The following is a 20321-nucleotide window of genomic DNA, read 5'->3' as shown; positions in this document are numbered from 1 at the left end:
TGGCCGCAGCGTCGCAGTGCAGTCGTGAACGCCGGGTGTGAGGACGGGGTCAGATTCCTTTTCCGCTGGAAAAGGGATCTGACCCCAGGACACCGGCATCGGCCTCAACCCGGCGGCGGGCCCAGCTTCAACGAAAGATCGATCGCCTGCACGTGCTTGGTCAGGCCACCGATGGAGATGCAGTCGACGCCATCCTCGGCGATCGAGCGCAGGCCACCCAGGCCGACGCTGCCGGAGACTTCCAGGGGAATGCGGCCGGCGGTGATGCGCACCGCCTCGCGGCGCAGGTCGGGACTGAAGTCGTCCAGCAGGATGCGTTCGCAACCGGCTTCGAGCGCCTGGCGCAGCTGTGCCAGGTCTTCCACCTCGACCACCAGCGGCAGCGCGGGCCACTGCCGGCGTGCGGCGGCCACCGCCGCGGCCAGCGAACCGGCGGCGCGGATGTGGTTCTCCTTCAGCATCACCGTGTCGTACAGGCCGAAGCGGTGGTTCTCGCCGCCACCGCAGCGCACCGCGTACTTCTGTGCCAGGCGCAGGCCGGGCAGGGTCTTGCGGGTGTCGAGGATGCGCGTGCCGGTACCGGCCACTGCCGCCACGTAGCGGGCGGTGGTGGTCGCCGTACCGGACAGCGTCTGCAGGAAATTGAGCGAGGTGCGCTCGGCGCTGACCAGGCTGCGGCTGTGTCCATGCAGCAGGGCCAGCACGGTGCCGGCGGTGACGGCATCGCCTTCGGAGATGCGCCATTCAATGCGCACTTCGGGATCGAGCGCGCGATGGGTGGCGTCAAACCAGGGGCGCCCGGCGATCACCGCATCCTGCTTGCACAGCAGGTAGGCGCTGTCGGCCTGGTCGGGCAGCAGGGCGGCAGTGACGTCGCCGCTGCCGAGGTCCTCGGCCAGCGCACGCGCGACATCGGCGGCGACCAGGGCCGCATCCGGCGTCGGCAGCGTGCTCATGCGGCCGGGAAGTCAGCGATCTGGGCGGTCGGGATGGCTTCCTCGGCCAACAGTACCGGGATGCCGTCGTCGACGCGGAACACCTGCTTGCGGTCACGGGTGACCAGCGCTTCGCGCAGCGGCTGCGCCAGCGGGTTGCCATCGGCCTTGTTCACCGCGCCGGTGGAAATGGCCTTGTTGAGGGCTTCCAGGCCCTTGCCATCCAGCAGGGACAGGGGCTGGCGGGTGTCCGGCGACACCAGCAGGTCGAGCAGCTTGCGATCCATGGTTCTTCGTCTTGCGTGGAAGATGGCTAGAATACGTCTTTAAGGCAGGTGACGGCCAATGACCCCCAACCCGATCGCGCCGCTCGTCGGCATCGTCATGGGTTCCCGTTCCGACTGGGAAACCATGCAGCACGCCGCCCAGAAGCTTGAAGCCCTGGGTGTTCCGTTCGAAGTGAAGGTGGTGTCCGCGCATCGGACGCCGGATGTGTTGTTCAGTTACGCCGAGCAGGCGGGCCCGCGTGGCCTGCGCGCGATCATCGCCGGTGCCGGCGGGGCCGCCCACCTGCCGGGCATGATCGCCGCCAAGACCGCCGTGCCGGTGCTGGGCGTGCCGGTGCAGTCCAAGGCCCTCAATGGCATGGATTCGCTGCTGTCGATCGTGCAGATGCCGGCCGGCATCCCGGTCGCTACCTTCGCCATCGGCAATGCGGGTGCGTCCAATGCGGCGCTGTTCGCTGCCGCGATGCTGGCCAGCGACCAGCCGGCGATCGGCCAGGCGCTCGACGCCTTCCGTGCACGCCAGACCGAAGACGTGATGGCCCACGACGATCCGCGCCAATGAGCCTGACCGTCGGCATCCTGGGCGGCGGCCAGCTCGCCCGCATGATGGTACTGGCCGGTGCACCGCTGGGGCTGCGCTTCGAGCTGTATGACCCGGCCTCCGACGCCTGCAGCGGCCCGCTGGCGCCGCTCACCGTCGGTGCCTTCGATGACCGCAAGGCCCTGGCGGACTTCGCCGCCAAGGTCGATGTGGTCACCTTCGATTTCGAGAACGTGCCCGCAGACAGTGCACAGTTCCTGGCCGACCGCGTGCCGGTCTACCCGCCGCCGGCCGCACTGGCCGTGGCCCAGGACCGTTTGAGCGAGAAGACCCTGTTCCAGCAGCTGGGCATTCCCCTGCCGGCGTTCGCCGACATCCGCAGCCGTGACGAGCTGGCGGCGAAGGCCGCCGAGTTCGGCCTGCCGTGCATCCTCAAGACCCGTCGCCTCGGCTACGACGGCAAGGGCCAGTTCCGCCTGCGCAGCGAAGCCGACATCGATGCCGCATGGGATGCGCTGGGCGCGCAGGTCGAGCGCACCGGGCTGATCCTGGAAGGCTTCGTCGCCTTCCAGCGCGAGGTCAGCGTGGTTGCCGTGCGTGGCCGCGATGGCAGCTTTGACGCCTGGCCGATCACCGGCAACTGGCATGTCGACGGCGTGCTGTCGGCCAGCGTGGCACCGGCTGTGCTGTCCGAGGCCGAGCAGCAGGCGGCCATCGGCTATGCGCGCCGTGTCGCCGAGCACCTGCAGTACGTCGGGGTGTTCGCGCTGGAGCTGTTCTGCCGCGATGGCGAGCTGTTGGCCAACGAGATGGCGCCGCGCGTGCACAACTCCGGCCACTGGACCATCGAAGGCAGCGAGACCTCGCAGTTCGAGAACCACCTGCGCGCCGTGCTGGGCCTGCCGCTGGGCAGCACCCGCATGCTCGGCCATGCCTGCATGCTGAATTGGCTGGGCGAGATGCCCGACCCGTTGCCGGTGCTGGCCCAGGCCAGCGGCCACTGGCACGACTACGGCAAGCTGCCGCGTGAGGGCCGCAAGGTCGGTCATGCCACCCTGCGCGACGATGAGGCCGCTGTGCTGGCCGATGCGCTGGACCAGGTCGGCCTGGAGCTGGGCCGCCAGGCCCAGGTGGCGCCGGCGGTACACGCGCTGCGCAACCGCTGAGCCGGGGCGTGCCGGCCGATGGCCGGCACAACCCTGTGTGCCTGCAACGGTGTGGCGCGCCGGTGCAGGCATCGGCGCAACAGTCCCGGTGGTAGCGTTGTGCTCCTTTCACAGGAGTCACGACCATGCTCGACTGGAATGCCTACCGCAAGGAACTGAAGGGCCGTATCGGCGAGATCGGCAAGCTCTCGCCGGACACGGTCAAGGGCTACGCCACCCTGTCCAATGCCGGTGCCCAGACCAATCATCTCGATGCCAAGACGCGCGAACTGATCGCGCTGGCGGTGGCGGTGACCACCCGCTGTGACGGCTGCATCACCGTGCACGTGGACGCGGCGCTGAAGCATGGCGCCAGCCGCGAGGAAATTGCCGAAGCGCTGGGCGTGGCGGTGTCGCTCAACGCGGGCGCCGCGCTGGTGTATTCAGCGCGGGTGATGGACGCGGTAGCTGCGCACGAGAACGCGTGACGCTTCATCTGTAGAGCCGGGCCCATGCTCGGCTGGCCGGTCGGCAGCCGGGCATGGGCTCGGCTCTACAGGGGCAGGGGCCCGGCCTCAGCGCAGCTGGCTCTCGGCGAATTCCCAGTTGACCATCTGCCAGAACGCGTCCAGATAGCGTGCGCGATCATTCTGGTAGTCGGTGTAGTACGCATGCTCCCATACGTCGCAGCACAGCAGCGGGGTGCTTTCACCGGTCAGTGGCGTGCCGGCGTTGCGGGTGGCCTGGATACCCAGCTGGCCACCCGGGTGCTGCACCAGCCACACCCAGCCCGAGCCGAACAGGCCCAGCGCGGTGCGGTTGAATTCCTCGCGCAGGCGCTGCACGTCACCGAACTGGCGCTTGACCAGCTCGCCCAGCCGGCCCTGCGGTTCGCCGCCGCCGCGCGGGCGCAGGCACTGCCAGTAGAAGCCGTGGTTCCAGGCCTGGGCGGCCGCATCGAACAGCGTGCCCTGGGCGTGGCGCACGATCTCTTCCAGTGACGCTTCCTCCCACTCGGTGCCGAGGGTGCCGGCGTTGACCGCGTCGACATAGGCGCGGTGGTGGCGACCGTGATGCAGCTCCACGGTCTGCGCGGACAGATGGGGCTGCAGGGAGCCGGAGAGGTAGGGCAGGGCAGGCAATTCGACGGGCATGGACAGGTTCGTGGCCAGGGGACGGCGGCAGCCTGTTCCATCCGCTTACAATGGCGGCTACCGTGGGCAGTCTAGCCGACCATCACGGTCGGTTTGTCCGGCGAAGCAAGGAGTGTGGTTGTGGCGGTAATGCAGCAAATCCAGGCCGAGGTCGATCGTTACCCGCTCGTGCTGTTCATGAAGGGCACCCCGCAGTACCCGATGTGCGGCTTCTCCAGCCGCGCCGTGCAGGCGTTGATGGCCGCCGGCGCCGTCACCCTGCGCACCGTCAACGTGCTCGAGGAGCCGGAGATCCGGGCCAACCTGCCGCGCTTCTCCAACCTGCCGACCTTCCCGCAGTTGTTCATCAACGGTGAGTTGATCGGCGGCTGCGACATCGTCATGGAACTGTTTGAATCCGGCGAGCTCAAGCGCATCGTCGAAGAGGCGACCCAGGGATGAGTGCCTGGCCGTCGACGTCACCGGCTGACGGGGCGCTCGATGGCCGCCCGTTGCGGGACCGCGTGGTGCTGGTCGCCGGCGCCGGGGGGGGGCTGGGCAGCGCCGCGGCGGTCGCCGCCGCAGCGGCCGGGGCCACCGTGGTCCTGCTGGGGCGCAAGCCGCGCCGGCTTGACCGGGTCTATGCCCAGGTCCAGGCGGCCGGCCCGGAACCCTTGCTGTACCCGCTGGATCTGGAAGGCGCCGGCCCCGATGACTATGCCGAACTGGCCCAGGCCCTGCAGCGCGAGCTGGGGCGGCTGGATGGCCTGCTGGTCTGCGCCGCGCATTTCCCTGGCCTGACTCCGTTCGAGCTGGCCGACCCGGCCAGTTTCGCCCGTGCGGTCCATGTCACCCTGACCGCCCCGGCCTGGCTGGCCCAGGCCTGCCTGCCACTGCTGCGGCAGCGCGAGGATGCGGCCCTGGTGTTCACGGTCGATGCCCCCGAACGGGTGGGGCAGGCCTACTGGGGTGGGTACGGCGTGGCCCAGCACGGCCTGCGTGGCCTGATCGGCAGCCTCCACGATGAGCTGGGCCGCAGCCCGGTCCGGGTCAGCGGCCTGTACCCGGGGCCTCTGCGCACGGCGCTGCGCGCCCGCGCCTATTCCGTCGATCAGGACCCGGCCGCCCGCACGCCGGAAGCCGCGGCCGCGGCCGCGGTGACCCTGCTGTCCGGTGCTGGCAGCGCCTGGCGGGGCCGCATCCTTGACGCCAGCGAGCCGTCCGGCGACGCGTGAAGGCCACCGTAAGGCGGAATGAAGAATCCGTCACGATTGCGTTGCGATCCGGTGCCGTTTGTCGCACAACCGTCACATTCATGGCGTAGCGTGTTAATCTAGTGTTAACCGTTATGGCTGCCTTCAGCCAAGCGGTAGGGAACCCCAGATAACTCTCCGATCAGCCACCCGCAGGGCTGTTTGGATGCGCTTTTTTTCCGCCATCGCCAACTCGCATCGAGGCTACCGAAAAATGACTCACCCACTCCGGATGTCCAAGCTTACCCTTGGTCTCGTGGCTGCACTTGCTGCCGCTCCCGCCTTCGCCCAGAGCACCTCTGCCGGTGTCGGCGGCCAGGTCGTGACCCGCGGCGGCCAGCCCGTCGCTGGTGCTGAAGTCACCATCACCCACACCGAGTCGGGCACCGTTTCGCGTGCTACCACCGATGCGGCCGGTCGTTACAACGCGCGCGGCCTGCGCGTGGGTGGTCCATACAGCATCACCATCACCAAGCCGGGTGAAGGCACCAAGACCGAAGATGGCGTCTACCTGGGCGTGAACCAGACCGGCACCATCAACGCGACGCTGACCGGCGACCTGACCGGCGCGACCAACCTGGACACCGTGCAGGTCACCGCCGTCGGCGGCGGCTCGGAAGTGTTCAGCGCCACCAAGATGGGCTCGGGCACCAACATCAGCCAGCAGCAGATCGAAGTTGCGCCGTCCATCGGCGGCAACATCCAGGATCTGATGCGCCTGGATCCGCGCGTGACCTTCATCGATCGCGCTTCGGGCTCGATCTCGGCCGGCGGCCAGAACCCGCGCTTCAACTCGATCAACATCGACGGCGTCTCGGCCAGCGACACCTTCGGCCTGGAAGGCAACAACATGCCGACCCGCCGCCAGCCGGTCGCGATGGAAGCCATCGAAGCGCTGGACATCAACCTGTCCAACTACGACGTCAGCATCGCTGCTGCCGCCGGTGCCACCGTCAACGCGGTGACCAAGTCCGGTACCAATGAATTCCACGGTTCGGTGTACGGCACCTACCGTGATGGCGACTGGTTCGGTGACAACCCGGAAGGCCAGCCGTTCAAGGGCTTCACCAAGGAAAAGACCTACGGCATGACCCTGGGTGGTCCGCTGGTCAAGGACAAGCTGTTCTTCTTCGCCAACTACGAGAAGTTCGAGCAGGCCGCTCCGGGCGCCGACATCTCCGGCACCGCGCTGGGCAAGGCCAATGCCAACTTCAACGCCGCTGATGTGGCGCGTGCGCAGCAGATTGCCAAGGACGTCTACGGCTTCGAGGCCGGCGGCACCGAAAGCAACGGCGACACCAGCATGGAAGAGTACGCGCTGAAGCTGGACTGGAACATCAGCGAGAACCACCGTGCCAACATCCGCTACAGCAAGATCGACCAGAGCAAGCTGCGCATCAACGGCATGAACTCGACCTCGGCCGCGTCGCTGAGCTCGTACTGGTACCAGCAGAACAAGACCAACGAAAGCTACGTCGCCCAGGTGTTCAGCGACTGGAGCGATAACTTCTCGACCGAACTGAAGGCCTCGTACCGCGAGTTCTCGTCGATCCGCGACGTGCCGACCAACGCGCCGAGCGTCCGCATCTACTTCCCGCGCAATGCCACCACCCCGCAGGGTGACTCGCTGTACCTGGGTACCGAAGCCAATTCGCAGAACAACGTGCTGGAAACCAAGGCGTGGAACTACTACGCCGCGGCGACCTGGACCCTGGGCAACCACGACCTGAAGTTCGGTGCCTCCTACGACACCAACGACATCTATAACTACTTCGGCGCCAACTCGTGGGGCACCTACACCTTCTACGGCCTGGACAACTTCGCCGCCGGCCGTTGGCAGACCTACCAGTACAACAAGGAAAACCAGCCGGGCTCGATCGCTGCTGACTACAAGTTCAGCAACCTGGCCCTGTTCGTGCAGGACACCTGGTACGTCAACAGCAACCTGACCCTGACCATGGGCGTGCGCGCCGACCGGCCGGACACCAGCCCGTCGCCGGCCTTCAACCAGAAGGCGCTCAATGCCTTCGGCTATGACAACAGCAAGGTGTTCGGTGGCAGCTTCCTGATCCAGCCGCGCCTGGGCTTCAACTACACCTTCGACACCGAGCGCCCGACCCAGCTGCGCGGCGGCGTGGGCCTGTTCCAGGGTGATGCCCCGCAGGTGTGGCTGAGCAACAGCTATTCCACCACCGGCTTCAACTACACCGCGTACAACCTCACTGCCTACAACGGCCAGCCGTTCAACGCCAACAAGGACACCCAGCCGGTTCCGAACACCCCGGGGCAGGCGCGCCAGAACGTCAGCTTCGTCGGCAAGGACTTCAAGCTGCCGTCGATCTACAAGGCCAACATCGCCCTGGATCACGAGCTGCCGTGGTACGGCATCGTGGCGTCGGCTGAACTGCTGGTCACCAAGGTCAAGGATGGCCTGTACTACCAGCACCTGAACCTGGGCCAGGGCCGCCAGGTCGGTCCGGACGGTCGCGTCAACTACTACGCTCCGTCGGCCGACGGCCGCCTGTGGGCGACCGGCAACGCGCGCTACCGTGCCAATGGTGATTTCGATGCGGTCTACCTGATCGACAACACCCACAAGGGTCGCACCTCGCAGGCCACCTTCTCGCTGGCCAAGCCGTGGAGCAATGACAGCGACTGGTCCTGGAACATCGGCTACACCTATACCGATGCCAAGGAAGTGGGTTCGCTGACCAGCTCCACCGCCGGTTCGGGCTGGGGCTACCAGTACGCCTTCGATGCCAACGCCGATCAGCTGAATACTTCGCGCTACCAGATCCGCGACCGCCTGTCGGGCTCGCTGAACTGGAAGCACAAGTTCTTCGGTGACTACGAAACCAAGGTGGGCCTGGTGTATGAAGGCCGTAGCGGTCGTCCGTTCAGCTACATCTACGCCAATGACGCCAATGGCGACGGCCGTTCGGGCAACGACCTGTTCTACGTGCCGCAGCGTGGTGAAGTGCTGTTCGGCGCCCTGAACGCCAACGGCCAGTTCATTGCCGATGCCGACATGGAGAAGAAGTTCTTCGCCTGGCTGGCGCAGAACCCGCAGCTGGAGAAGTACGCCGGCAGCGTGGCTCCGGCCAACGGTTTCCGTACCGGCTGGATCAACACCTTCGACGTGCGCATCAGCCAGCAGCTGCCGGGCTTCATGAAGGGTCACAAGTCGGAAATCTGGGTCGACATCCAGAACGTCGGCAACATGCTGAACAAGAAGTGGGGCAACATCTACGACTACGGCTTCTACGCCAACAGCCGTGTTGCGACCCTGCAGGGCCTGTACCAGGGCAAGTACGTGTACAACTTCACCGGCGCGGATGCCCCGAGCGTGGCCAACCAGGATGCCGACGGCTTCGACGCCGGCGTCTCGCAGTGGTCGCTGCAGCTGGGCTTCCGCTACCAGTTCTGATGCACTGACGTAGCTCTGCTGTAAACGGAAACGGCCGGGGAAACCCGGCCGTTTTCCTTTGCGCTGAAAGTCCTTGCAGGTCGATGGACAACGGCGTAGCATCCGGAAATGTGCGCGGCGCCAATGCCGCCCAGGCGGTCCCGGAATGGCGAACGCGGGCAGCACACATCCAACGGTCGGGCTTCCCGGCCGTTTTGCTTTTTAAGGGGGCGGCAGTACAGTCGGAAACCTTGAAGGAAGCGAAAAATTGGATATGACCACGAACGAAAAATCGGCCCGTGCACTGCCGGTGCAGGATGCGCGGATCTACCCGCGCGGTGGGCTGGATGTGCTGTCGCGGGCCGAGGTGGCACGCCTGCGCGATGCCTCCGCAGGCGGCATGCATGAGCTGTTGCGCCGTTGCGCGCTGGCCGTGCTGACCAGCGGCAGCGCCTCGGACGATCCGCGCGCGGCGCGCGATCTGTACCCTGATTTCGACATCCAGGTGGCGCAGCAGGATCGCGGCGTGCGCATCGACCTGGTCAATGCGCCGGCGATGGCCTTCGTCGACGGCGAGATCATCCGCGGTGTCGCCGAACTGCTGTTCGCCGTCGTGCGCGACCTGGCCTACATGGCCATCGAGATGGGCCCGGCCTACGCGGCCGAGCTGGAGTCGTCCGAGGGCATCACCAACGCAGTGTTCGGCCTGCTGCGCAACGCGCGCATCCTCAATCCGGGTGACCCGAACCTTGTGGTGTGCTGGGGCGGGCACTCGATCTCGCGCGATGAATACCTGTACACCAAGCAGGTCGGTTACGAGCTGGGCCTGCGCGGCCTGGACATCTGCACCGGCTGCGGCCCGGGTGCGATGAAGGGCCCGATGAAGGGTGCCACCATCGCCCATGCCAAGCAGCGCCGTACCGTGACGCGCTACATCGGCCTGACCGAGCCGGGCATCATCGCTGCCGAGTCGCCGAACCCGATCGTCAACCACCTGGTGATCATGCCGGACATCGAGAAGCGCCTTGAGGCCTTCGTCCGCATCGGCCACGGCATCATCGTGTTCGCCGGCGGCGTCGGCACCGCCGAAGAGATCCTGTACCTGCTCGGCATCCTGCTGCGCGAGGAGAACAAGGACCTGCCGTTCCCGCTGATCCTGACCGGCCCGACCGTGGCCGCGCCGTACTTCGAGCAGATCGACCGCTTCATCCGCCTGACCCTGGGTGATGAGGCTGCCGAGCGCTACGAGATCATCATCGGTGACCCGGTCGCGGTGGCCAAGAAGATGGCCAACGGCATCAAGCGCGTGCGCGAGCACCGCCTGGCGCAGAAGGACTCGTTCTTCTTCAACTGGTCGATCGAGATCCCGTGGGAATACCAGCAGCCGTTCGTGCCGACCCACGAGGCGATGGCGGCGCTGGACCTGCATCACGGGCGTGCGCCGCACGCGCTGGCGGCCGACCTGCGCCGGGCGTTCTCGGGCATCGTGGCCGGCAACGTGAAGGAGGACGGCATGCGCCGCATCGAGCAGTTCGGGCCGTTCCAGATCCACGGCGACCCGGACATGATGCAGGCGCTGGATGCGCTGCTGCGCGCCTTCGTCGAGCAGCGCCGGATGAAGATCTCCGGCGAATACCAGCCCTGCTACCAGGTGCTGGCCTGAGCACGGGCCGGCGCGATGGGGATCGCGCCGGCACCGGCGGGGGAGGGCGGGTCGTCAAGCCTTTGACGCCCGTCGCCCCGGATTGACCGTTCATCCTGCCACTGCTTGCCGGTGGCGGGGTGATGGCCCATCGTGGCCACCAACACGCTGGGGAGCGTCCAATGTCTTTGCGTCGGCAAAACGGCTTCACGCTGGTTGAACTGATGGTCACGCTGGCCGTCTTCGTGGTCCTGGCGTCGATCGCCTATCCGAGCTTCCGCGGCATGATCCGCTCGAACCGGTTGGCGACCGCCAACAACGAGCTGATCGCGCTGGCCAACCTGGCCCGCAGCGAAGGCATCCGCAACAGCAACGGTGGCGGTGTCTGTGGCAGCGCCGATGGCAAAGCCTGTGATGGCGACTGGTCCAAGGGCGTCCTGGCCTGGTCGGACCTGGATGGCGATGGCCAGATGGGCAGTAACGATGTCGCGCTGCGCTTCTCGCAGGGCAATCCGCAGCTGAGCGTGGTGGGCCCGCCGGGCGCGGTTATCGCCTTCGACGGGCGCGGCCGGCGCAGGGCTGTCGCTGATCAGACGCTGGTGCTGTCGCCGGATGCGTGCAAGGCCGGTGAATCGAAAAGCACGCTGACGATCAACCAGTCCGGCCAGGTCCGGGTGACCAAGGGAACCTGCTCATGAGCCGCCGCAACCTCGCCCGCCCACGCTCGTCGCAGGGCGGCTTCAGCCTGATCGAAGTGATGGTGGCGGTGCTGATCCTGGCGTTCGGCCTGCTGGGCTTCGCCCTGCTGCAGACCACCAACGTCCGCTTCGTGCAGAGTGCCAACTACCGCACCCAGGCCACCAACCTGGCCAACGACCTGATCGAACTGATGCGCGCCCAGCGCACCGACACCCTGGCCGGCGGAGCCTATTCCTCGGCCTCGTTCTCGGCCGGGTCGGTGAAGCCCAGCGGGGCCTGCGCCTGGCCGACCGGCGCCGCCGTGACGCCGAAGACGAACGTGGCGCGCTGGCAGTGCGAGGTCGCGCGGACGCTGGGCGAGAAAGCCAGCGCGCAGGTCACCTTCGTGCAGGGCACCGGCCAGGTCACCGTGGCCATCAGCTGGGGTGACCAGCGCTGGGATCCGAAGGATCCCGACAGCCTTACCACCTTCGGCCTGACGACCTTCCTGTGAGCGCGCCCATGAGTCCAATTTCGCGAGCCCGAGGCCTGTCGCTGATCGAACTGATGATCGCCATGGTCATCGGCCTGGTCCTGATGCTGGGCGTCACCCAGATCTTCATCGCCTCGCGCGCGGCATCGCGCCTGTCCGAAGGCGCGGCCCGTACCCAGGAGAACGCGCGCTTCGCGCTGGATTTCCTGCAGCGCGACCTGCGCATGGCGGGCCACTTCGGCTGCGTCAACGACCAGGCCCACGTGGTCAAGAACACCGGCGATGTCGGCTATCACCTGGGCATCAGCTCGGGCAGTGGCGACCCGCAGGATTTCTCGGTTCCGGTACAGGGGTATGAGGCCGCGGGTACGGCGCCGGGCGCCACGTTGACGCTGGGCCGTGCGTGGAGCGCGGCGCAGTCGGTTCCGAAGAGCATCGCCAACCTCAAGCCGGCGCCGCTGCCGGGCAGCGACATCCTGGTGCTGCGCCTGATGAGTCCGGAGGGCGCCGTCGTCACCGGCATATCCGTGGCCGCGGGTGCGACCACCCTGACCGTCTCCAGTGATGGCATGGCCCGACTGAAGGCCAACGCCGCAGGCACGCCGACGGTCTTCGGCGTGGCCGACTGCACCCGCGCCGACGTATTCCCCGCCACCATCAGCGGTTCAACGCTGAAGGTCGACAAGGTCGACCTGAGCAACTATTCGATCAACAACGCGATGACCATGCTGTATCGCGCCGATGGCATGGCGTACTACATCGCGAGCAACCCCAATGGCGAGCCGGCGCTCTACCGCGCACGCGCCAACGGCGCCGGCGGCTATGCCGATGGCGAGGAGCTGGTGGAAGGCATCGAGAACATGCAGTTCCTGTACGGCCTGGATGCCACCACGAACATCACCCTGCCGACGCCGCCGACCGGTCGCATCGTCGACCAGCGCGTGGCCAGTGCGGTCAGTACCGGCACCGATGCCACCGCCGCAGGGCAGTGGCGCCGCGTGGGCATGGTGCAGGTCGGCCTGCTGGCGCGCAGCCCGCAGCGTGCGTCGGCCGAAGCGCCGGGCAGTGCGGCCACCTATCCGGCCATCCTGGGGGTGGGTTTCGCCCCGGCCGATCCTTACGACCAGCGCCATCGTGGCGCCTATGAAGCGTCCGTTGCACTGCGCAACCGCTTGTTCGGGAACTGACGACCATGCGCTCTCATCCTTCCTCCAGGCGCCGCCCCTTCGTTGCCCCGGCACGACAGCAGGGTGCCGTTCTCTATGTCGCGCTGATCATGCTGGTGCTGTTGGCACTGCTGGGCGTGATCGGCATGCAGGTGGCCGGCATGCAGGAACGCATGGCGGCCGGCTACCGGGCCACCAGCATGGCGTTCCAGAACGCCGAAGGTGCGGCGCGCAGCGCCGAGAACGCGGTGGAGAACATCGCCAACCGGAAGGATGCCGGTACCAATCCTGCCGTGGTGTCCTCCGACATCAGCCAGCAGTGCGATGACGGCTTCGATCCTTCGGGGTGGGTCGCGAAAACCAAGCTGGGCAGCAAGCCGGCCATCTATGTCCGTGAGATCCAGGGCTGCATCCAGGGGGAGGGTGCGCTGGACATGGGCAAGTCGGTGGAGAAGCCAACACCGGTCTACCAGATCACGACCTATGCCGGTGACACGACCGGTGATGCGACGTCGCGTGCGGCGATCGATACCGTATTCAAGCTGTGAGGCTGGGGAGCCCATGAACACTCGCAACCGCAGGATCCTGGCAGGCGCTGGCCTTGCCGTCTTGGCCGCTGGCGGCTATCTGGCGCATACGCTGTTTGCCGCACAGGCGCAGGGCGTGCTGGCGCAGGAGCCGATGAACGTGCAGACGCGCGCGACGCCGGCGTTCATCATGGCGGTGGACGATTCGGGTTCGATGAACTTCGAACGCATGTTCCCCGGTGGTGACGGCCGCATGCGCTGGAATAGCAGCAACGGCAGCTTCTTCAACAACGATGGAAGCTTCTTCAGCGTGGGCACGGCGTGCGCCAACAACTCGGTGGACTGCTACCTCTACCTGTACCCGCACACGGATTTCAACAAGGAGTATTCGCCGGGTCGCGCCATTCCGCCGCTGGACATCTACGGCTTCGCGCGATCGCACGTCTACAACGCCAGTTACTTCAACCCGGACGTGACCTACCGGCCGTGGACCAATGCCGATGGCACGCTGTGGGCTGACGCTGTGCTCACCCAGACCCGCGCCGATCCACGTTCGGGCCAGCGCGGCTACAACGCCGTCTACAACATGACGACCGACCGTTCGACGACGGCCGAGCAGTTCCAGTTCGTCAGCGGCATGCGGATTCCCGACCTGTCCGGCACCGGCAACTCCTACTACACCAGCCGTGGCTGGAGTACGGCGGCGATCAGCAACACCGGCAACACCACCTATGCGGTGACCTATTTCCCGGCCACGTTCTACCTGCCAGCGGCCGCACCGGCACCGGCAGGGTACAAGACGGACAATGCCAGCCGGCCGCTGATCGCAGGGGCCTGTGGTCCCGGCTGCGACATGCGCCGCTACCAGATCAAGTCGGGCAACTATTCAAGTTCCGCGGCCTACAACGCCGCGATCCAGAATTTTGCCAACTGGTTCCAGTACCACCGCAACCGCGTGCTGGCGATCGTCGGTTCCTCGACGGCGGCGCTGGTGAGCGTGGACACGATGCGCGTGGGCTACTTCACCATCAACAAGCTCAGCAACGCGACCATGTACGACATGGTCACCAACCGTGCTGACCTGTACTCGCAGATCTACGGGTTGACCGCCAATGGTGGTACTCCCAATCGCCGCGCGGTGGAGTACCTGGTGGACCAGTTCCGCCGTACCGATAGCGGCGCGCCGGTACAGCTGGCCTGCCAGCGCAACGGCGGCATGCTGTTCACCGACGGCTACACCAACTCCGGCAACACGGCCAACAGCGGTTTCGGTGATGCCGACTCGGTGAACTCGACCCACCTGCCATCCATTCCGTTCGCCGATGGCTACAGCAACACCATCGCCGACATCGCCGCGGCGGCCTACGCCGGTTCCCGCACGCCATTGCGCACCGGGACCAGCTTCCCGGCGGGGCAGGTGCCGGTCAGTGACAAGTGCAGTTCGCTGGACAAGAGCAGCCCGGACTGGAAGCGCCTGGACTGCCAGACCGACCTGCACATGAACTTCTACGGCGTGACCCTGGGCGCGCAGGGCAAGATCTATGGCGTCAACCAGGCTGCGACCGACGATCCCTACAAGAACCCGCCGAACTGGGCCGGCAACGGCAACCCGATCAATGTCGACGACGGAACTGTCATCGATGAGCTGTGGCACGCGGCCGTCAACAGCCGTGGCGAATTCATCAACGCGCAGACCCCGGCGGACGTCACCGAGGCCATGCGCCGGGTGCTGTCTTCGATCACCGGTGGCGCATCGCCGTCGGGCACGATCGGCATCAGCGGTGCGCGCATCGGCGCCGGCTCACTGGCGGTCACTCCGCGCTATGACATCACCAACAGCGGCACCGACTGGTCCAGCAAGCTGACCGCATCCAGCGTCAAGGTCAATGCCGACCAGGTAGCGGAGCTTACCGAGCTATGGGAGGCCTCCAGCCGCCTGAACTCGTCCGGCCGCCGGATCGTGGCCAACAAGCTGGGTTCGCCGGTGGATTTCAACAGTGCCCGCATCAGCCTGCAGGATCTGTGCAGCAAGCCTGGCGGCAAGTACGCGACGATGCTGGTCTGTTCCAGCGACAAGCTGACCACGATCAAGGCAGACCTGGCCAGTGCGATCAACTATCTCAGTGCCGACAGCTCGACCGAGGTCCGCAACGGCGGCAAGTATCGCGACCGGACCACGCCGCTGGGTGACATCGTCAATTCGGCGCCGGTGGTGAGCTCGCCGCTGGACGACTACGGTTACCGCCAGCTGGGTGGCACCTACGCCAAGAGCTACACCGACTATCTGGCGACCAAGGCAAAGTCGCAGCGGTACATGGTCTATGTCGGCGCCAATGACGGCATGCTGCACGCCTTCGATGGCGGCATGAAGGCCGACGCCAAGCAGGACGGCACCGGCGGCACGGAGAGCTTCGCCTACATCCCGGCCACCGCGCTGGGCCACATGGCCAACCTGCTGTTCCCGTACAAGTCCGATACGGCCGACCAGACGTTCCGCCACCGCTATTACGTCGACGGCCCGGTTACGGTGTCCGATACCTTCAATGGCAGCAGCTGGCAGACCAGCCTGGTGGGCACCACCGGTGCCGGTGGCCGTTCGGTGTTCGCACTGGACGTCACCACCCCGGGCAGCTTCGGTACCGGCAGCGTGCTGTGGGAAATCAGTGACATCAACTCGTCGCTGAGGGACGAGGTGCGCAACAACATCGGCTTCGTGCTGGGCAAGCCGGTGATCGTGCCGGTGAAGAGCGGCACCGGCGTGGCCTGGAAGGCCATCTTCGGTAATGGCTATGGCAGCGCCAATGGCAAGGCGGTGTTGTTCGTGGTCGATATGGCCAGCGGCGACATCCGGATGATCGAAGCGGTCGAGGGCACCTCGGGCGCCGGCATCTCCGGCGACAATGGATTGGGCAATGTGGTCGTTGTCGATCGCTGGACCGGTGCCAACCAGGATGCGCGCGGCCGTGATGGACTGGCCGACACCGTCTATGCCGCCGACCAGCGTGGCGCGGTATGGAAGTTCGACCTGACCAGCAGCGCCAATACCACGCTGACCGTGCCGATGTTCACCAGCCAGGCTGCCCAGGATTCCTCCAACAAGACCTACCGCCAGCCGATCACCGGTGGCATGACCGCAGCGACCGGTCCTTCTGGCGGCGTGATGCTCTATTTCGGCACCGGCAGCTTCTCCTTCACCAGCGACAAGGATGACAAGGCGCAGCAGGCGCTGTACGCGGTGAACGATCTGTCGGGCAAGACGGTGACCTCGACGGTGACCGCCGCCAACCTGGTTCCGTACACGGCAGCGGCCGCTGCTGCGGGGGTCGATGAGCGCAAGATCACGGCAGGTGCGGCCCCGGCAAATGCCCGGGGCTGGATGATCCAGCTGCCTGCCGGCAACGGCGAGCGCGCGGTCGGTAATCCGACCCTGGTCAGTGGCATCGTCTTCATGCCGACCTACGTACCCAACATGGAAACGGTCGGCTGTTCGACCAGTGGCTCGAACTGGCTGTTCGGACTGTCGTCGATCAGTGGCCTGCCGATGCTGGAGAACGTGCGCTATGGCTCGCCGGCCGGCAGCCAGCCCGGGACTGGGACCGCGGCCATTGCGTTGAAGACCGGAGGTACCGCGCCGGTTCGTGACGTCTCGCTGTCGGTGCTGCCGCGTCCGACCGACAAGGCACCGCCCGGAGGCAGTTCCTGCTGGATGGCGGTGGGTGCTGCGGGCAGCCAGTCGCTGTATCTGCCTTACCCGTGCGGTCGCCAGTCCTGGCGCCAGCTCCAGTAACCCCAGTGCGAGGATCCACGCCCATGTTGCACACTCCCATGCCTCGTCGCGCGGCTGGCTTCACCCTGATCGAATTGATGATCGTGGTGATCGTCATCGGCATCCTGGCGGCGATCGCCATTCCGTCCTACCAGGAGTACGTGCGCCGGTCGCATCGTGCGGTGGTGAAGGCGGACCTGGCCGAGTACGCGCAGCGCGCCGAGCGCTACCACACCAGCAACAACTCGTACACGGGCTATGCGCTGCCGACCAAGGTGTCGCCGCGCGATGGCGGTACCACGCGCTACAACCTGGATTACAAGGGCGACGGCACGAGCTTCACCATCACCGCCACCCCGCAGGGCACCCAGGCCAAGGACAGTTGCGGCAAGTTGAGCGTGGACCAGGCCAACCGCAAGACGGCCGACGGTGGCGTTGCCAGCTGCTGGTGAAACAGGTGTTGATCTTCCTGTAATCGACCAGTACAATGCGCCTCCCCGCCCGAATAGCTCAGCCGGTTAGAGCACTTGACTGTTAATCAGGGGGTCGTTGGTTCGAGTCCAACTTCGGGCGCCAGATACTGCAAAAGCCGCGAGAAATCGCGGCTTTTGCTTTTCTGCGTGCATGTTCGGCGGGGGCTCAGCACGGGGTGTTCCGGTTCACGCGTCCGCTTCGGGTGCGGCCGCCATTGTTGACGATCAATGCGCCATGCAGCCGGTTGCCCGCGCAGATGCGCAGGGTCAGGTTGGCCCCTGGGCTGCGTCCATCGGCCTGGAAGAACAGCTGTGGGCGTCCACTGCTGGCCCGGGCCAGGATCGATGTGTCCGAGCGCCCGGTGTGGTGGCTCAGGATCGCCTCCGGCGACTCCGGTTCTCCGCGCTGGTCGCCACTGCGGTAGATGATCCAGCCGGCGCTCCAGTCGTCACTGCAGCGCAGGCCGTCGGCGCTGGCGCAGAGGCCGATCAGCTCGCGCCTGCGCAACGCCTCGCTGCGTGCGCCGGACAGGCTGGCGTGCAGGGTCAGTTGCAGGGCGTCGGCGCGATGCCGCAGCAGCAGGGGCTGCAGCGCCGGCCAGGACGCGGCCAGCAGCACCGCCAGCACCGCGATGACCACCAGCAGTTCAGTCAGGTGCAAACCCCGCGCAGAGCGGGGGCCGAGGGGGTAGGGGGCATGGGGCGGGCGCATGCATCCAGCCTCCACGCCCGGCTGCGCGGCCGCCATCGGGAATGCCCGTGGCGGACTGCCCGGCGACCCCTCAGCCAGCCGTCACCACTCGCCCCGTATACTCATCATTCCCGGGAACTGGCAACACCATGAGCGACAGTTTTGAACTTGTCTCGCCGTATTCGCCGGCGGGCGACCAGCCCGATGCCATCGCGAAGCTGACCAGCAACTTCGAGGCCGGTATCGCCAAGCAGACCCTGCTCGGCGTGACCGGCTCGGGCAAGACCTACACCATCGCCAACGTCATCCAGAACGTTCAGAAGCCGACGCTGATCATGGCGCCGAACAAGACGCTGGCAGCGCAGCTGTATGGCGAGTTCAAGGCGTTCTTCCCGCACAACGCGGTGGAGTACTTCGTCAGCTATTACGACTACTACCAGCCCGAAGCCTACGTGCCGTCGTCGGACACCTTCATCGAGAAGGACAGTTCGATCAACGAGCACATCGAGCAGATGCGGCTGGCCGCGACCAAGACCCTGCTGTCGCGCCCGGATGCGATCGTGGTGGCGACGGTGTCGGCGATCTACGGCCTGGGTGCACCGGAAGACTACCTGTCACTGCGCCTGATCCTGTCCAGGGGCGAGCGCATCGACCAGCGCGACCTGATCAATCACCTGACCCAGCTGCAGTACACGCGCAACGAGTACGAACTGCAGCGCGGTACCTTCCGCGTGCGCGGCGAAGTGATCGACGTGTTCCCGGCCGAGTCGGACAGCGAGGCGCTGCGCATCGAGCTGTTCGATGGCGAGGTCGAGAAGATCACCATGTTCGACCCGTTGACCGGCGAGACGCTGCGCAACATGCAGCGCTTCACGGTCTACCCGAAGACGCACTATGCGACCACGCGCGAGCGCGTGCTGGCGGCGATCGAGACGATCAAGGTGGAGCTGAAGGAGCGGCTGGAGCAGCTGTACGCGCAGAACAAGCTGGTGGAGGCGCAGCGCCTGGCCCAGCGCACGCAGTTCGACCTGGAAATGATGGCCGAGGTCGGCTACTGCAATGGCATCGAGAACTACTCCCGGCACCTGACCGGCAAGGCCGCCGGCGAGCCGCCGCCGACCCTGTTCGACTACCTGCCGGCCGATGCGCTGCTGGTCATCGACGAATCGCACGTGACCATCCCGCAGATCGGTGCCATGTTCAAGGGTGACCGTTCGCGCAAGGAAACGCTGGTCGAGTTCGGCTTCCGCCTGCCGTCGGCGCTGGACAACCGTCCGCTGCGTTTCGAGGAATGGGAGGAGCGCTGCCCGCGCGCGATCTACGTGTCCGCGACGCCGGGGCCCTATGAATACCGCGAGGCCGGTGACGAGATCACCGAGCTGGTGGTGCGCCCGACGGGCCTGATCGACCCGGTGGTGGAGATCCGCCCGGTGGGTACCCAGGTCGACGACCTGATGAGCGAGGCCAACGAGCGCATCAAGGCGGGCGACCGCGTGCTGGTCACCACGCTGACCAAGCGCATGGCCGAGAATCTGACTGAATACCTCACCGAGCACGGTATCCGCGTGCGCTACCTGCATTCGGACGTGGACACGGTCGAGCGCGTGGAGATCATCCGCGACCTGCGCCTGGGCAAGTTCGATGTGCTGGTCGGCATCAACCTGCTGCGCGAAGGCCTGGACATGCCCGAGGTATCGCTGGTGGCGATCCTCGACGCCGACAAGGAGGGCTTCCTGCGTTCGACCGGCTCGCTGATCCAGACCATCGGCCGTGCTGCCCGCAACGTGCGCGGCAAGGCGATCCTGTATGCCGACAGGATCACCCGTTCGATGCAGGCGGCGATCGATGAAACCGACCGCCGCCGTGCCAAGCAGGTCGAGTACAACGAAGAACATGGCATCGTGCCGCGCTCGGTGGCGCGCCCGATCGTCGATGTCCTCGAAGGTGCGCGTTCGGATGCCGCGGAGAAGGAGGCGAAGAAGGGCAGGGGCAAGGGCCGGGCGGGCGTGGCCGAAGAAGCGGCCGACTATCGTTCGCTGTCGCCGGCGCAGCTGGGGGTCCGTCTCAAGGCGCTGGAACAGCAGATGTACCAGCACGCCAAGGACCTGGAGTTCGAGGATGCCGCGCGCGTTCGTGACCAGATCCGGCAGCTGAAGGAAGCCAGCCTGGGCTGAACGCGGCAGTG

The 20321-nt window shown here is 66.2% G+C and carries 18 protein-coding genes and 1 tRNA gene; 15 read left to right on the top strand and 4 right to left on the bottom strand.

Features of this window, described 5'->3' with window-relative positions; all coding sequences use genetic code 11:
• Positions 1 to 104: 104 nt before the first annotated feature.
• The gene (gene nadC / locus B9Y64_RS00565; protein ID WP_100439070.1) at positions 105 to 956 is read right to left on the bottom strand and encodes a carboxylating nicotinate-nucleotide diphosphorylase; all 852 of its coding nucleotides are present in this window, start codon (positions 954 to 956) and stop codon (positions 105 to 107) included.
• Positions 953 to 1222 (bottom strand): Trm112 family protein, encoded by a 270-nt coding sequence (locus B9Y64_RS00560; protein WP_032128883.1) that lies wholly within the window; start codon positions 1220 to 1222, stop codon positions 953 to 955. The genes nadC and B9Y64_RS00560 overlap by 4 nt, the downstream gene beginning before the upstream one ends.
• 58 nt (positions 1223 to 1280) lie before the next feature.
• Between B9Y64_RS00560 and purE the strand changes: the two genes are divergently transcribed.
• The 3 genes from purE (at position 1281) to B9Y64_RS00545 (ending at position 3396) form a co-directional block, all read left to right on the top strand.
• Entirely contained in the window at positions 1281 to 1784 is a 504-nt protein-coding gene (purE, locus tag B9Y64_RS00555) for a 5-(carboxyamino)imidazole ribonucleotide mutase (protein WP_005412808.1), read from the top strand.
• Positions 1781 to 2929 (top strand): 5-(carboxyamino)imidazole ribonucleotide synthase, encoded by a 1149-nt coding sequence (locus tag B9Y64_RS00550; RefSeq protein WP_100439069.1) that lies wholly within the window; start codon positions 1781 to 1783, stop codon positions 2927 to 2929. Before purE ends, B9Y64_RS00550 begins: the two co-directional genes overlap by 4 nt.
• A 125-nt stretch (positions 2930 to 3054) precedes the next feature.
• On the top strand, positions 3055 to 3396 hold the full coding sequence (locus B9Y64_RS00545; RefSeq protein WP_049446091.1) for a carboxymuconolactone decarboxylase family protein: 342 nt from the start codon (positions 3055 to 3057) through the stop codon (positions 3394 to 3396).
• 87 nt (positions 3397 to 3483) lie between these two features.
• Here the strand turns inward: B9Y64_RS00545 and B9Y64_RS00540 are convergent, their stop codons facing one another.
• Complete coding sequence (locus B9Y64_RS00540; protein WP_100439068.1) at positions 3484 to 4062, bottom strand: superoxide dismutase; 579 nt, start codon at positions 4060 to 4062, stop codon at positions 3484 to 3486.
• Positions 4063 to 4182: 120 nt separating this feature from the next.
• Between B9Y64_RS00540 and grxD the strand changes: the two genes are divergently transcribed.
• The 11 genes from grxD to B9Y64_RS00485 all read left to right on the top strand — a co-directional run bounded on the left by grxD (position 4183) and on the right by B9Y64_RS00485 (position 17548).
• Positions 4183 to 4503 carry a Grx4 family monothiol glutaredoxin gene (grxD, locus tag B9Y64_RS00535; RefSeq protein WP_005415957.1) on the top strand — a complete coding sequence of 107 codons (321 nt, stop codon included), beginning with the start codon at positions 4183 to 4185 and terminating at the stop codon, positions 4501 to 4503.
• Entirely contained in the window at positions 4500 to 5276 is a 777-nt protein-coding gene (locus B9Y64_RS00530; protein ID WP_100439067.1) for an SDR family NAD(P)-dependent oxidoreductase, read from the top strand. The genes grxD and B9Y64_RS00530 overlap by 4 nt, the downstream gene beginning before the upstream one ends.
• 250 nt (positions 5277 to 5526) lie before the next feature.
• On the top strand, positions 5527 to 8721 hold the full coding sequence (locus B9Y64_RS00525; RefSeq protein ID WP_100439066.1) for a TonB-dependent receptor: 3195 nt from the start codon (positions 5527 to 5529) through the stop codon (positions 8719 to 8721).
• A 253-nt stretch (positions 8722 to 8974) separates the two neighbouring features.
• A complete protein-coding gene (gene ppnN, locus B9Y64_RS00520) occupies positions 8975 to 10363 on the top strand; it encodes a nucleotide 5'-monophosphate nucleosidase PpnN (RefSeq protein WP_014036604.1) in 1389 nt (462 codons plus the stop codon).
• Positions 10364 to 10524: 161 nt separating this feature from the next.
• Positions 10525 to 11040, top strand: coding sequence for a pilus assembly FimT family protein (locus tag B9Y64_RS00515; protein ID WP_005415961.1), 516 nt, complete (start codon positions 10525 to 10527; stop codon positions 11038 to 11040).
• Complete coding sequence (gene pilV, locus B9Y64_RS00510) at positions 11037 to 11534, top strand: type IV pilus modification protein PilV (protein ID WP_100439065.1); 498 nt, start codon at positions 11037 to 11039, stop codon at positions 11532 to 11534. Before B9Y64_RS00515 ends, pilV begins: the two co-directional genes overlap by 4 nt.
• An 8-nt stretch (positions 11535 to 11542) precedes the next feature.
• The gene (locus B9Y64_RS00505; RefSeq protein ID WP_100439064.1) at positions 11543 to 12700 is read left to right on the top strand and encodes a PilW family protein; all 1158 of its coding nucleotides are present in this window, start codon (positions 11543 to 11545) and stop codon (positions 12698 to 12700) included.
• Between the two features lie 5 nt (positions 12701 to 12705).
• Positions 12706 to 13227 carry a pilus assembly PilX family protein gene (locus B9Y64_RS00500; protein WP_100439063.1) on the top strand — a complete coding sequence of 174 codons (522 nt, stop codon included), beginning with the start codon at positions 12706 to 12708 and terminating at the stop codon, positions 13225 to 13227.
• Positions 13228 to 13240: 13 nt separating this feature from the next.
• Positions 13241 to 16993, top strand: coding sequence for a pilus assembly protein (locus B9Y64_RS00495; RefSeq protein WP_100439062.1), 3753 nt, complete (start codon positions 13241 to 13243; stop codon positions 16991 to 16993).
• Positions 16994 to 17016: 23 nt separating this feature from the next.
• Complete coding sequence (locus B9Y64_RS00490) at positions 17017 to 17424, top strand: type IV pilin protein (RefSeq protein WP_100439061.1); 408 nt, start codon at positions 17017 to 17019, stop codon at positions 17422 to 17424.
• A 47-nt stretch (positions 17425 to 17471) separates the two neighbouring features.
• Positions 17472 to 17548, top strand: a tRNA-Asn gene (locus tag B9Y64_RS00485).
• A 63-nt stretch (positions 17549 to 17611) separates the two neighbouring features.
• Here B9Y64_RS00485 and B9Y64_RS00480 read toward each other — a convergent pair.
• Positions 17612 to 18157, bottom strand: coding sequence for a GspH/FimT family pseudopilin (locus B9Y64_RS00480; protein ID WP_100439060.1), 546 nt, complete (start codon positions 18155 to 18157; stop codon positions 17612 to 17614).
• Between the two features lie 128 nt (positions 18158 to 18285).
• On the opposite strand from B9Y64_RS00480, the gene uvrB reads away from it, so the two are divergent.
• A complete protein-coding gene (gene uvrB, locus B9Y64_RS00475; protein WP_100439059.1) occupies positions 18286 to 20310 on the top strand; it encodes an excinuclease ABC subunit UvrB in 2025 nt (674 codons plus the stop codon).
• The last annotated feature ends 11 nt before the right edge of the window (positions 20311 to 20321 follow it).

The sequence above is a fragment of the Stenotrophomonas maltophilia genome, from assembly GCF_002799245.1.
Taxonomy (GTDB): domain Bacteria; phylum Pseudomonadota; class Gammaproteobacteria; order Xanthomonadales; family Xanthomonadaceae; genus Stenotrophomonas; species Stenotrophomonas maltophilia_S.
This window is presented reverse-complemented; position numbering and strand designations above follow the sequence as displayed.